15 protein-coding genes are annotated in these 12046 nt (G+C 68.0%); 1 reads left to right on the top strand and 14 read right to left on the bottom strand.

Translation table 11 applies throughout. From position 1 onward, the window contains the following. Positions 1-5 precede the first annotated feature (5 nt). From OV207_RS32355 to OV207_RS32420, 14 genes are all read right to left on the bottom strand, one after another. A complete protein-coding gene (locus OV207_RS32355; protein ID WP_121755088.1) occupies positions 6-650 on the bottom strand; it encodes a hypothetical protein in 645 nt (214 codons plus the stop codon). Further along, the gene (locus OV207_RS32360; protein ID WP_267558887.1) at positions 647-940 is read right to left on the bottom strand and encodes a hypothetical protein; all 294 of its coding nucleotides are present in this window, start codon (positions 938-940) and stop codon (positions 647-649) included. Before OV207_RS32360 ends, OV207_RS32355 begins: the two co-directional genes overlap by 4 nt. Further along, a complete protein-coding gene (locus OV207_RS32365) occupies positions 937-1461 on the bottom strand; it encodes a hypothetical protein (RefSeq protein WP_267558888.1) in 525 nt (174 codons plus the stop codon). The genes OV207_RS32360 and OV207_RS32365 overlap by 4 nt, the downstream gene beginning before the upstream one ends. Further along, positions 1461-2099 carry a hypothetical protein gene (locus OV207_RS32370; RefSeq protein WP_267558889.1) on the bottom strand — a complete coding sequence of 213 codons (639 nt, stop codon included), beginning with the start codon at positions 2097-2099 and terminating at the stop codon, positions 1461-1463. Before OV207_RS32370 ends, OV207_RS32365 begins: the two co-directional genes overlap by 1 nt. A 1-nt stretch (position 2100) precedes the next feature. After that, positions 2101-2478, bottom strand: coding sequence for a hypothetical protein (locus OV207_RS32375; protein WP_121755092.1), 378 nt, complete (start codon positions 2476-2478; stop codon positions 2101-2103). An 8-nt stretch (positions 2479-2486) separates the two neighbouring features. Continuing rightward, positions 2487-2714, bottom strand: a complete 228-nt coding sequence (locus tag OV207_RS32380; protein ID WP_121755093.1) for a hypothetical protein — start codon at positions 2712-2714, stop codon at positions 2487-2489. A 101-nt stretch (positions 2715-2815) separates the two neighbouring features. After that, positions 2816-3427 carry a phage major capsid protein gene (locus tag OV207_RS32385; RefSeq protein WP_267558890.1) on the bottom strand — a complete coding sequence of 204 codons (612 nt, stop codon included), beginning with the start codon at positions 3425-3427 and terminating at the stop codon, positions 2816-2818. 44 nt (positions 3428-3471) lie between these two features. After that, positions 3472-4164, bottom strand: a complete 693-nt coding sequence (locus tag OV207_RS32390; protein ID WP_267558891.1) for a hypothetical protein — start codon at positions 4162-4164, stop codon at positions 3472-3474. Continuing rightward, the gene (locus OV207_RS32395; protein WP_267558892.1) at positions 4161-5516 is read right to left on the bottom strand and encodes an XkdF-like putative serine protease domain-containing protein; all 1356 of its coding nucleotides are present in this window, start codon (positions 5514-5516) and stop codon (positions 4161-4163) included. Before OV207_RS32395 ends, OV207_RS32390 begins: the two co-directional genes overlap by 4 nt. A 642-nt stretch (positions 5517-6158) precedes the next feature. Continuing rightward, complete coding sequence (locus OV207_RS32400; protein ID WP_267558895.1) at positions 6159-7442, bottom strand: putative sensor domain DACNV-containing protein; 1284 nt, start codon at positions 7440-7442, stop codon at positions 6159-6161. 275 nt (positions 7443-7717) lie between these two features. After that, complete coding sequence (locus OV207_RS32405) at positions 7718-8806, bottom strand: head morphogenesis protein (protein WP_267558897.1); 1089 nt, start codon at positions 8804-8806, stop codon at positions 7718-7720. Next, positions 8787-9068: a hypothetical protein gene (locus OV207_RS32410; protein WP_267558898.1), complete on the bottom strand. Its 282-nt coding sequence runs from the start codon at positions 9066-9068 to the stop codon at positions 8787-8789. The genes OV207_RS32405 and OV207_RS32410 overlap by 20 nt, the downstream gene beginning before the upstream one ends. Beyond that, entirely contained in the window at positions 9065-10864 is a 1800-nt protein-coding gene (locus tag OV207_RS32415) for a phage portal protein (RefSeq protein ID WP_267558899.1), read from the bottom strand. The genes OV207_RS32410 and OV207_RS32415 overlap by 4 nt, the downstream gene beginning before the upstream one ends. Continuing rightward, positions 10861-11061: a hypothetical protein gene (locus OV207_RS32420; RefSeq protein ID WP_267558900.1), complete on the bottom strand. Its 201-nt coding sequence runs from the start codon at positions 11059-11061 to the stop codon at positions 10861-10863. Before OV207_RS32420 ends, OV207_RS32415 begins: the two co-directional genes overlap by 4 nt. 246 nt (positions 11062-11307) lie before the next feature. Between OV207_RS32420 and OV207_RS32425 the strand changes: the two genes are divergently transcribed. Then, a complete protein-coding gene (locus tag OV207_RS32425) occupies positions 11308-11922 on the top strand; it encodes a hypothetical protein (protein ID WP_267558901.1) in 615 nt (204 codons plus the stop codon). Positions 11923-12046: the final 124 nt, after the last annotated feature.

Genomic DNA, 12046 nt, shown 5'->3' on the forward strand with positions numbered 1-12046 from the left:
ACGCCTCAGCCCTGCTTGGCCCGCAGGTGGGGGACGTGCGAGTTGAGCCACTCGAGGGCCACGTGCGTGGCCTCACTCACCACCGCGCCGTGGCGGACGGACACCGAGGTGAGGGCCAGGGTGTGGGCGGCGACCTCCACGTCCTCCGGCCGGCAGCCGTAGTGCTTGAGGCCCTCGGCGATGGGCCTCACGGCGGGCAGGGTGCCGTAGCGCCAGTAGTGCAGCTCCAGGTTGCAGGTGTATGCCTCTGCCTCGTAGCGGGCGCGAGCGGAGGTGCTGGTGAGGTAGGCCAGCTCGTAGCTGGGGCCCTCCTCGTCGTGCTGGACGACGTGCTGGTGCTCGTGGACGCACACCACCACCTGGGCCCACAAGTCCCAGCTCCCCTTCGGCACGCCCACCTCGAAGGGCAGGTAGAGGGTGCGGCCCACGGTGGTGGCGTACTTCTCCAGGAAGCGCTGCCTGTCGAGGATGCTCATGCGCTGCAGCGCCTCGGCCGCCAGTTGCATTTCAAGGGAGTCGGCCTTGTTGGCCGTCTTGGTGCGCAGGCGCGACTGCATGTGCTGGTAGAAGGCCCACACCTCGGCGGGTTGAATCTCGCCGCGCTGGAAGAGGGCGCCCACGCCAGGCAGGGACTGGAGGTAGCCCTTCACAGGACACCGCCTTCCGTGGCGCCGACGTCGGCGGTGCCCGCGTCCATGGCGGTGGGCAGGCAGGTGTGGCCCGCGATGCCCTCCTCGTTGACGTAGGCGCAGGTGAAGGCGGCATTGCTGTTCTCGCTGACCGCGTCGCAGTCGGCCAGCGGCTGCCAGTTGCCGTCACCGTTGCAGATTTCGGCGACGTTGCCGGCGCAGCGCGTGGACACCGGCGCGCACCCGTCCGGCGCGCGGCAGCGGGTGAGCAGGGCGGTGGCGAGAAGTGGGGCGAGTAGCAGTGCTTTCACGTGAGTCCTCGGGCTTGGGGCCTGTCGTTGAAAGTGACGAGAAGGAGGTTGCGGCGAGGCCTCCGGCGGTGGAGTCCGAAGCCCGTGGGGCGCGCCTCCGTCACGTAGAGCCCGGGAGGCGTCCTCACGGCCTGCACGAGGGTGCCCGCGACGTCGTAGAGGGCGCCCAGCCTGTCGCTGGGGCGGATGAGGGCGTCGCCCGTGGCCGCGTCGACGAGGCCGAGGCGCTCCAAGTCGCGGAAGTGGAAGACGAGTTCGAAGCTCGTCCGGGGGCTGTTGCCGGAAGGAGTCATGCGCAATGACTCAAAGGCATCCGGCTCCACCTGGCAGGGGACACGCACGGGCGGGAATTCGCGACGGAAGGCTTCGGCCAAGCCGTCGTCGTCCGAGTCCACCAGTACCGGCTCGCGGAAGTCCGCGTCGTACCCGCTGGCATGGAGGCCCGGGCCGGGCCCCTCCATGGCGGTGGTGTCCAAGCGGTGCAACTCGGCCAGGAAGGGGAAGATGAGCCTGCCCCTCATCAGGCCGCCCCGGGCAAGGAGGGCTTCACGTAGGGGGAGAGGAGGGTGTCCACCTCCGGCTCTCCGGTGAGAGGTCGCACCGCGGGGCGGACACTGTCGAGGCGGTAGCTCTGCTCGCGCGTCCTCTCTTCCACCACGCGCCAGCGCGTGCGCTCCTCCAGGGAAGCCTCGTCCGCCAGCGGCGAGAGGCTGCGCAGGACGAGGAGCATGCAGGCCCGACGGATGGCGGGCGGCGTGCGCCCCTCGGGCGTCCCGTCCGCTTCGGTGTAGCCCCACCGCGCGCCCACGGTGACGTTGCCCTCGCCACGCGGGAAGACACGGCCATGCCGGAAGGTGAGGCGGGGCCCGTCGAAGCCTGGCCCCACAGGGGCACCCACCACCACCAGGTGCTCCCGCGAGAAGGACACGTCCGCCCCGTAGAGGGCCAGGCGGTAGAGGCGGATGGAGGGCACCGGCAGCCAGAGGGAGGGGGTGCCACGCCCGTCGAGGTGCAACGTCGCCGAGCGCGGCTCGAAGTGCCACCCCGTCACCTTATCGATGGTGTGCGTCGCCTCGTCGAGGAGGACGGCCAGGCGGGTGTCTCCCGCCATGGCCGCAGTGACGCCCTCGGCGCGCATGTCGGCCACCGTGGCGTACACGTCAGTCCTTCTCCCGCTTGCCGCGGCGTGAGTCCTTCTCCTCGCTGGCCTTCGGGAGGTCCTCCGTCGTCAGCGTGCCGGCGGGCCGCGCTGGACTCAGCTTCAGCTCGTCGCTGGCGCTGCGCTTCACCTTGGCTTCGTCAGCCTCGGTGGCGTCGAGGGACTTCGCTTCGGCCTCCGTGCACACGTCAAAGGCGAGCGGCGAGTAGGTGTCGCCGGGCAACTGGTGCACGGAGCGCAGGTAGTCCGCCACTGGCTTCTCCACCCGATACCAGCCGCGCTCCTCCTGGAACTTGATGCCGGCATACGTGTAGCGCCGCAGCACGTGGCCTCGGCGCGCGTCGTAGGCCTTGAGTCGGACGAGATAGGTGTTGTCCATGGTGGGCCTCACAGCTGCACGTTGATGGCCTTGGCCGTGCCCGCTTCTTCCGCGAACTTCGCGTCGAAGCGCAGCGTGGCCACCACCTTCAGCGTCCCCTCGGAGATGTCGCGCGCCGACTCGATACGAATCTGTCGCCAGATGCCGACGTGGATGTTCTTCGGGTTGCAAAGGAGGATGGCCGTGCGGTCATTCGTCGCGCCGAGGTTCTCCGGCCACAACGGGATGGGCCGCACCGGGACGCCCGAGTAGAGGACCGGCGCGTCGCCCTCGAGGAACTTGTCGCCGACAGCCGTGGCCCTCTCCGCCAGCGTGCTGCGGTAGTCCAGGTCCGCGTCTACGCTGGTAAGAGGAACCCCATGCTGCTCTTGTCGCGCAGGTGCTCCGAGGGCAGCGACTTGAGCAGGTCGCCCAGGACGTCCTTGGAGATGGGGGCGCCGGCCGCGTCCACGACGTTGCTGGTGGCCTGCTTCAGCACGCCATCCAGCGTGGCGAGGAAGGGGTCGGCGGAGGCCGTGTCCCCGTTGACGAGGATCTCCTCCATGTCGCGGCTGATGGCGTCCGCCATCATCTCCATGAGCGTTTGGCGCAGCTCGCCGCGCTCGATGGAGTCCTCCAGCACTTCATCGGAGAGGCGCACCTCGCCCTTGAAGAGCTTCGCGTCGAGCTCCACCTGCGAGAGGTCGGGCTTCACGCGCTGGGCCGCGGGGATGGCGGTCGCCTCCTGGCCGGGGCGGAGGATGCGGCTGCCGAACTTCAGCTTGCTGAACTGCTGCTTGGGGGCCGCCATGGGGACGACGGTGCATTGCTGCAGCAGGACGGATTGCTTGATGAGCAGGCGCATGAACTTCTGCGCCTGGGCGGGCTGGAGGATGCCGCCGCCCGCCGTGAGGTCGGCGAGGGCCAGGTCGGCCTTCTCCAAGAGGGTGCGGTTGTCGAGACGACTCATGGGAATTCCTTGGGCGTTGAGGCTTCCTGGGGCGGGTGGGGACGTCAGACGTCGTGGAAGGAGAGGGCCTTGTCGACGCTCTCCCGGTTGAGGGGCTTGTTCATGTCGAGGGGCCAGCCGACGTCCTCGGCGGAGGGCTTGGGCGGGCGCTCCGCGGGGGCGCTGCTGTTGGGCAGGCCGAACTGCTTCTCCACGCGGCCCAGGCGTTGGTGCTGCTCCTTCACGGAGCCCTCCAGCGCGCGGACAGCGTCGGTGAGCTTGGTGAGGCTCTCCGTGAGGCCGGATGCGTCGAGGCCCGGCGCGGGCGCGGGCGGAGTCGGCTGCGGAGGCGGCGCGGGATTGGCGGCCTTGGCGCGCGCCTCGACGTCCTCCTCGTCGTCCTCGTCCTCGTCCTCCAACGTGTCGGCCAGTGCGCGCAGGTGCTGGGCCACCTCCACCACACGCACGCCGTCGATGCCGTCCGTGGATGCCAATGCCTCGACGAGGGCCGTCACCGCTTCGAGGGCTTGCTGGGCCGTGGCGAGGAGCGCGTCATCGGCCTTGGAGGTGTCCGAGGTGGCGCTGTTGGCGCCCTCGGCCTGCGAGGTGTCCTGGGGAGCGTCGTCCATGGTGTCTCCGTCTCGCTTCACGAGGAGGAAGCGGTGCTTGTTGGCGGCCCTGTCCACGAGGGACACCTCCTCCACCACCATGTCGATGAGGCGGTGGACGGACGCGGGGCCTTGGGTGGTGCTCGTCATGCGGCCTCCGGCTGGGAGTCAGCGGCAGGTGTGTCGGAAGGGGGCGTCTCGGAAGAGGGAGAGGCCTCGGGGAGCCGGCGCGCGGTGCCGCCGATGCTGAAGCCCGTCAGTTGGCCGTCCTTTACCCGGCTCCAGAGCTCATCCGAGAGGACGCGCACCGCTAGCAGCCAGGTGCCCTTGCGCACGTGCACCTCGCCCAGGTTGAAGTCGACGGGAGCGAGGTAGCTCTCCAGCACCTTCACGTGCCCGTTGACGCGCATCTGGTGCATGAGGCCCAGGCCGCCAAACTCCTCCATGAAGCGGTGCGCGGCTTGGCGAATCTCCGCGGCAGAGTAGATGTCGCCCTGCGCGTCCACCGTCTCCGGATCCAGGACGACGCCCAGGACGTACCGCTCGTCGTCGGGCGCGACGCCCTTGAGAAGGGACGTCGTGGCGACGAAGGGGGCGGTGCCGGGCGGCTCCTCCGGTTGCCAGTCGTCGAGGGCGAAGTCCCCGTCACTCTCCAGCGCCTTCGCGGCGGGCTGGTAGTTGGAGACGAGGAGCTGCGTCAGCACGGAGGAGCCGCCCACGCCGCGCATGGCGGCGATGGTGCGAGGCGTGCGGATCCGCTTCACCACGAAGCCGGAGTTCTTCAGCAGCCCGGGCAGCTTGCCCCGGATGCCATACGTCATGAGCCAGCGACCCTTGAGCGACTTGAGGACGCCGTAGAAGCGCTCCTCGTCGAAGTCACCCTCGCCGACGTCGACGTTGTACCCAGGGTAGGGCGGGTCCAGGAAGAAAACGGTGTCCTTCCCGTCGTACTTGCGGACCACCTTCTCGTAGTCGCCGCCGTACACCTTCACGCGCTTGAGGCGCGGGACGAACTGCTCAATCCGCGAGAGCGTCTTCGCCTCGACGCCCGCGCCGTTGGGGCTGAAGCTGCGACCGCGCAGCTTCCCGTAGCTGAAGTGCGTCAGGTAGAGGAAGCGGTGCAGGCGCTCCACCTCGCCCTTGGGCTTGGCATCGAAGAGGCTCTTGAAAGTCTTCTCGTCGCCCACCCACGGCAGCTTCTTCAACTTGGCCAGGCTCGCGGGCGTCAGCTTCTGGAGGAGGCGATAGGCGTCCGCAATCTCCGCGTCTGCGTCGTTGATGGCCTCGACGTCCGAGGAGGCCTTCTCGAAGAGGACTGCGGCGCTGCCGGCGAAGGGCTCCACGTACGTCTTGTGCGCGGGCAGCATGGCCACCAGGCGCTTCGCCAGGCGCTTCTTGCCAGCGGGGCTGCCCCAGATGGTCTTCTCCACCGGCTCACCGCCCTGGAGGGACTCCAGGACGTTTCGGGCCCGGGCGAGGGCTTTCGTGAGGGCGTTACCCATCGCGGAGGCCCTCAGGGTCGAAGCCCCATGCCAGCTCTCCCGAGGTGGGGAGGTTGAGGTCGCGGGGCCAGACGACGGGCGTCCCATCGGCCTTGGCCGTGGAGGTCGACGCCTGCGTCGTCGTGTTGCCCTCCGGTGTCGGAGGTGAGGTGAGGGTAGGTGTCGAGGTGGCCGGCATGGCGTTTCGTCTCCAGCGAAGACAAAGGCCTGCGGCGCGAAATCGGGGACATCGCTAAGACGCGCTCCTAGTAGTCGGAAGATGACGCGATGAGTGCCACGATCCCCGATGACAGGTCGCGCATCTTCAAGAGACTGTCCAGCGGGCGCGTCAGCAACTGTCCCAGTGCATGGTACAGCTCTAGGATGGCGCCCCCGGCGCCATCCAACGATCGGTTGATGCCGTCCGCGTCATCGTAGACTTCGGCTAGGGGCCACCCATCCGTCGGCTCCAGTCACGAGTTCACGGCCCGGAAGACGACGCCTCGGCCGCTGTAGAAACGACCCAGCTCGAAGTTGCCAGCCCGGAACGCGACATAGCCCTACCGCAGAGGCCCGACCTTCTGCTGTGTGACCAGTCAGTGCCCACGCGAGGTGGCCATCTGGTCAAAGTACCGCGACCTGTGCCTGTGCGAAGTGCTCCACTCACCACAACCTGGCGGCGAAGACTCCAACACGCACGGGCCAGTGGATAACCGCACCAAACCTTTGGCTCCGCAAGAAGCAGGCGACAGGCCCATCCGCGGACACGGTAAAGGCCATTCGCCCCTGCTTTTTGTTCGCGAACAAAGCTGCGGACGTGTGGCGAGTGCCTCGCTTGGTCAAATCATACGGCTCGAGCCCGCGACTGGAATCCGAGGGGGCGTGGATGACGAGGGGCGCAGGGCCTGTGAGGCCCGGGAGCTTGCATCCAAACCCAAGTACCTTCAGGTCATGCGTCAAGAGTACCGCTCCATCAACGGCCGTCAGCCCCGCGACGGTGCGGCGATGTGACCCAGCCGTATCCTTCGCCTTCTGAGATTCCGCTTCCTCGTCCAACTCTTGGGAGGTTCGCGCCCGAATCGGAGCATGGTTTGGCCCCGGTCCCATGATGCGCATGTCATTCATATCAGCGACCAGCGCAGACTCATGGGCGCCCACGAGGGATGCCCCCAGATCCAAGGGGACGATGGGGTACGCACACGCCTGATGCAGCACCTCGGACTCGGGGTCGTCAGGCGCTAGAATCGCGATCATCCCACCATGCCCCAACTCGGCTACCTGCTCGATGAGATCCGAAAGGAAGGGGATGACGATATCGCGCAGGCGTTGAGGGTCTGGAGAGGTCCAGTGCGCGAAAAGCCGCTGCCCGATTCCAATCATCGCGTCAGCGGGCTCATCGTTTGAAGTGAAGAAGTCAGGCCGAATCTCATTAATGACGCCTGCTCGATACCGGAACGCAGCGCTATCCCCTCGGTAGAACACCATGTCTCCAGGCCCGACGACTCGAACGCGAGGATATTGATCCTCGCCGAGGAACCAGATTGCGTCGGGTGCATCGCCTATCCCAACGATCGCTGGCTCTTTATCGGCGGTCTGCACGATCAAAAAGCAATTGCCTCCCTGTAACGCGGGCGCGAGCTTGGTCAGCCGGTCCGCATCTAGCGCAACGGGTGAACTCAAGGCGTGCACCCTCCATGGGATTCTGAGTTCCGTAAGCTGAGAGTGGTTTTCGACGAGCACGAGGGCGAGGGCATGACGATGGCCCTCCTCGGTAGAAAGCGACGCGAAGAAGGCCGCGTCCAGAACCGTTTTGAGCTTCGATGGTTGAATTGAGTGGCCACCTGCCTGAGGCGGCTTCCCTTCTTCCCAAAATGGGCGCCGGTGAGGCGGCTCCCATGCTTCCGTCAGGCGCTGCATCAATTCGGTGGGGTAGACAGGCTCGGCCATTCAACGTCCCTTCGTCACAGGATGGAGACCAATCTACCCGGCATCGGTCCGGATTCATGCTCCCTCTGCGCTCGCCGCTGTCCCCTGACTTCTGCAGGGGCAAGTCCCGAATCCTGTGTAGGTCGTCGGGAGGGGGGCGGCGCAGGGAGGTTCCTCGGAGGCATCAATCAGCCGCAGCGCCATGCGCTGCCAGAAGGCGTCGGGGCCGAGTTCGCAGACCATACCCACAAGCTGAGGAGGCCCATGGTCGCTGCCCAGCACAGACCTGACTTTTATTAGGTGCCGTAAGTGACGGCGAGCGTCGTCGTGCGACAGAGGCCGTGGTACGGCGGGAAGCCCACGCCCGCGTCCGCGAGCTGCCTGTCCGAAGCGAGCGCGCGGAACTCGCCAACGTCGTCGCGTGTGCCGGCAGCGGAGCGGAGCACCTCGGCCAGGCGCGTCTCCAGGCCCCCTCGGTTGACGTAGAGGAGGGCTCGCCCGGTATCCGCGTCGAGGCGCTCCCTCACCCAGGGCAGCTCCTGCTTCACGTCCTCGGGTTGGCTGAGGGACTCCAATCGCTCGAAGCGCTGGAGGGCCTCGCCTACGGAGAATGTCTTCCCGTGGAGGAAGCGGCACACCTGGGTGGTGGCCTCGTCGAGGACAGCCTCGATGCGGTAGCGGCGGATGCCGGCCTCGGCGTAGCTGCTCATCTGACTGAAGGAGCGCCCCTGTCCGATGAAGTGGCTCGCTACCACCTCCCAATAGAAGGGGGCCCGCGCGATGAGCGCGCTGCGGGCGGCCCGCTCCAAGGACTCGGCGATGTCGCTTCTCCCCAGGCCCGCCTCCAGCCCCTCAGCCACAAGCTGCCGAGCCTCTTGGCCGAAGGCGTCCAGCCGGCGCCCGTACTCGTCCCGCACGAAGTTGCCCTGGGCGCGGACGATGTGCTGGGCCACGCGCCTGTCGACGGCGTTGAAGCGGGCGGCGAGGGCGAGGCCCTGCTCTCGTCGGGCGTGGCTGCGGGTGGACGCCACCACCTCTTCGGCTGCGTCACCGAGGGGCGCCTGGATGCGGGAGGGGATGACGGCTGTCCGCCGGCCAGCGGCCTCCAGGGCCTGGGCGACGAGGCGCCTGCGCTGGGCCGCCGTCGTCGTTCTCCAGTCCACGTCGAGGACGGCCACCGCCTCTCGTATGGCGTCCACATCCGCGCGCCCGACAGCGCGACGGAGGCGCGCGGCAAGCAGGGCCACGGCGCGGTCCATGCCCGCGGCGGTGCCAACGTCCAGGGCCTTGGCCACCGGCAGCCGCAGGATGTCTTCCAGGAGGGTGTCCGCCACCGCCCGCGCCTCGTACAGGAGGAGGAGGCTGTCAGCGGGGGCCGTGCACACGGGGCACCTCCTGCGCCACCAGCTCCACGGGACTGCGGCGCTTGGCGCGCAATTCGACGCCGGCCGCAGTGGGGGAGAAGACGACGTCGTGGCTCGCCGTGCACCTGTCACACAGTGCGAAGACGAGGAAGCCGTTGCGCCAGAGCGTCGTCGTCTCCTCAAGAGGGCCGCGCCTACGGCACATGCGGCACTCCAGGACACCGCGCTCGGCGTCGGCCTGGGCCTGGAGCACCCACGCGCGCTGGAGTTGCTCGGGCGTCATGGGGCCTTCTCCGAGAACCAGGTGTCGAACTCCGCCCAGGGGACGGCTACCTGCTCGGTGTCCATGTAGCGCCGGGCCAGCGCCAGGCGCCCTTGGGCCAGGCGCTCTTCCTCAGCCCGAAGCTCTTCTCGCAGCCCCAAGAGACGTGTCGCTTGGCCCAGCAGTGAGCCCTTGTCCGTCCGGGGCTTCAAGTCTTCGACGCCGGTTTGAATGCCCGCCAGCGTGAGAGTGATGGGGCGCTTCACCCAGTCGTCCCCAATCTTGCGGAACTCGCGGTGGAAGATGTCGCCGGCAAGTTGGCGACCCTCCTCGGGTGTCAGCACGCCCACGCGCACCAAGCGCTCCACCATCTCCGTCATGCGCTCCGGGTCTCTCGTGGCCGTCGTCTGGCTGCGGAAGCGCCAGAAGCGCACGCCCATGTCCGCGAGCACCTTGCGGTTGAGGAGGAAGTCGAACTCGTCGCGCTCGGGTTGGAAGACCTGATCCTCCGCGAAGCGCAGCTGCGCCTCCGCCACCGAGCGGTTGAAGTCCCGTCCGTCGCCGCGCAGCAGCGGCGGCAGGCGGAAGGCGCTGCCCACCTTGTCGATGTTGCGCTGGTCGTACTCCTGGAAGAGGGCGTCCTGCTGTTGGGCGTCCGTCAGGGGGCGCAGCTCAATCTTCGCTCGGCCTCCATCGCCGGTGCCGGCACCGTCCGCCTCAAGGATGAGGATTTTGTGAAAGTTGGCCTTGCCCTTGAGGTTCTCCTCGATGAAGCGCTCGATGCGCGGCACCGAGGCGTCGGAGAGACGCCCACCGGAGACGAGCAGCGCCAGGGGCGGGACGGACTTGTTGTTGAAGTAGAGGTAGTTGACCTCCTCCATCTGCCGGGAGCCGAGAACGGATAGCAGAGTGCCCACCCAGCGAGGAATGCCGTAGGGCGAGCGCGGCGAGTGGATGGCGAAGTGGATGAGCTCCGTGGCGGGGCCGTCCGAAGCGTCCGCGGCCTTGAGGGTTGCGACGTCTGGGAAGGCGCGGCCGGTGAGGCGAGAGATGACGCGCGAGTCCCCGAAGGACTTGAAGTACACCCGCTCGCTGCCCTGCACCTGAATGTAGCGGCGCAGGCGTCTACGGGTGGTGACGGTGTCGAAGCTGACGGCGGAGATGCGCACGCGCTCGCGCACCTCGACGGCCTCCTTGTCCAGTGGGAGGAGTCGCACGGTGAATGAGGGCACGTAGACGAAGCGGGCGATGTCGCCCTTTCCGTCTCGCAGCACCTCCCAATAGGCGTTGCCTGTCACCTCCAAGTCATGGCGGGTACGGCGGCGCAGCTCGACGAAGCTGGAGTCGAAGCAACAGAAGTCGAAGAAGGACTCCAGGCGGGCCTTCTCCACCCTGGCCTGCTGACGCACTTCCTCCGCATGCGCGGCGACTTCCTCATCCGTGGGGCGTAGGGGCGTCCCAGGAGGCAGCGTGCCCGCGTCACGCGCGGACAGGCGCTCCAGGGCCATGGCGTCGGCCACCTTTCCCTGTGCCCCGTCGGCGTCGAAGTCGATGGCGGGCTCGAAGCGGAATCCGAAACCGTCGATGTTCGTCGCGTAGGCGTCGACGTTCTGCCTCAGCGAGTTGGAGTGCTCGACGAGGAGGCAGAGGGCCTCTGGGTCATATGGAGGCTGAAGGGCGCCCGCATCGCTGAAGGCCAAGGCCTCCTCGCCACCAGGGCGGCTGGCCGGCTCGTCGACACGGGCGCCTACCACCACCGCCTTGAGGATGTCCTGGAGACGCTCCTCGGCCTGGTGGACCTCCGCGGGCACTGTCACGGGCGGTCCTCCACGTAAGCCAAGAGGCCCGTGGGGGTGTGAGAGACGGAGCGCACGCGCTGGCCGCGGGCCGCCAGCTCGCCGTGGAGCGCCTCCAGCAAGCCGTCGAGGGTGGACGCCTCGACGGTGAAGCCCGGCTCGGGGTGTGGCGCGCCCGAGGATCCGGAGAGAACGAAGACTTTGACGTCGCGCTGCACACGGGCCTCCCCCATCAGGTGGAGGCAAGGCGCGCGGTGGGAGGGACGCCCTCGACGTGAGAGGGCGGTGGGGAGCCGCGCGCCTCACCTCCAGCGAGGGCAAAGGCCTCGGGCCCGATTTCGGGGACATCGGGTGTGCGTGCTTTGGGGTTGTGTCGAGACGAACTGCGACACGCCAGGGAGGGCTCTGCGGTGCCGGCCTTGTCGAACACGCTGAAGCAATCTTCAACGCGGAGGAGAGACAGCTTGGCCACCTACCGTGTCGCCAGACTGCCCGCGCGCCTGCGTGGCTTCGCGCTGCCGGACACGAGCATGCAGCCAGGAGGCTACGTCGAGGCGGGGGATTACCTCGTACTCGAGGAGAAGGCCCGCCACCCCACGCCCGACACCGACTACGCCCGACTGCTGGTGCCGAAGCTGAGCGCGCTCGACACCTGGGTGTGCACGCGCTGGCTCACCCAGCGCTACGCGACGCTCGTCCCCCGGGAGCGCGCGCCTGCCATGGCCAGGCTGTCGTTCGAAAGTGAGCCGCTGGCCGTCCCGGAGGAGCGTCTCTTCGTGCTCCTGGGGGCGTTCCTCGACTACAGGTATGACGGGAGCAGGGCGTACTACCCGCGGGCGCTGCCGGGCGTTCGCGTCCAACTCGCGCCGCCTCGGCTGAACAACTGCTGCACCTTTGTCGAGGCCCTGCTGGTGAAGGCCTTCTTCGAGGCGCATGGCGCGTGGGACCGCGTCGCGCGTGCGGACGGTCATCAGCGACCGTCGGGCGGCGGAGGAGGTGCTCGGCAACCTGGGGGGCCTATCGTCGCACTCGCAGCCCACGCGGGCGCAGTCGCCGCCGCAGCCGTCCTTGGGGCTTGACCGACCGCGCGGGAGACGCGGAGAGAGCTGCCTGCAGCGTCCCCCGGGAAGGGGCTGGTATGCCCTGCGCCTGAACGTCTCCCCGACCGCCTGAACCAAGAATCTCTGCCGGGTCCCGTGGCAG

Origin of the sequence: Corallococcus sp. BB11-1, from assembly GCF_026626625.1 — a bacterium.
Classification (GTDB): Bacteria; Myxococcota; Myxococcia; order Myxococcales; family Myxococcaceae; genus Corallococcus; species Corallococcus soli.

Coding starts and splice junctions, on each gene's coding strand:
- OV207_RS32410 (WP_267558898.1), bottom strand. CDS start 9,068: ATGACGCCCGAGCAACTCCAGCGCGCGTGGGTGCTCCAGGCCCAGGCC.
- OV207_RS32390 (WP_267558891.1), bottom strand. CDS start 4,164: ATGACGAGCACCACCCAAGGCCCCGCGTCCGTCCACCGCCTCATCGAC.
- OV207_RS32365 (WP_267558888.1), bottom strand. CDS start 1,461: ATGAGGGGCAGGCTCATCTTCCCCTTCCTGGCCGAGTTGCACCGCTTG.
- OV207_RS32385 (WP_267558890.1), bottom strand. CDS start 3,427: ATGAGTCGTCTCGACAACCGCACCCTCTTGGAGAAGGCCGACCTGGCC.
- OV207_RS32395 (WP_267558892.1), bottom strand. CDS start 5,516: ATGGGTAACGCCCTCACGAAAGCCCTCGCCCGGGCCCGAAACGTCCTG.
- OV207_RS32375 (WP_121755092.1), bottom strand. CDS start 2,478: ATGGACAACACCTATCTCGTCCGACTCAAGGCCTACGACGCGCGCCGA.
- OV207_RS32400 (WP_267558895.1), bottom strand. CDS start 7,442: ATGGCCGAGCCTGTCTACCCCACCGAATTGATGCAGCGCCTGACGGAA.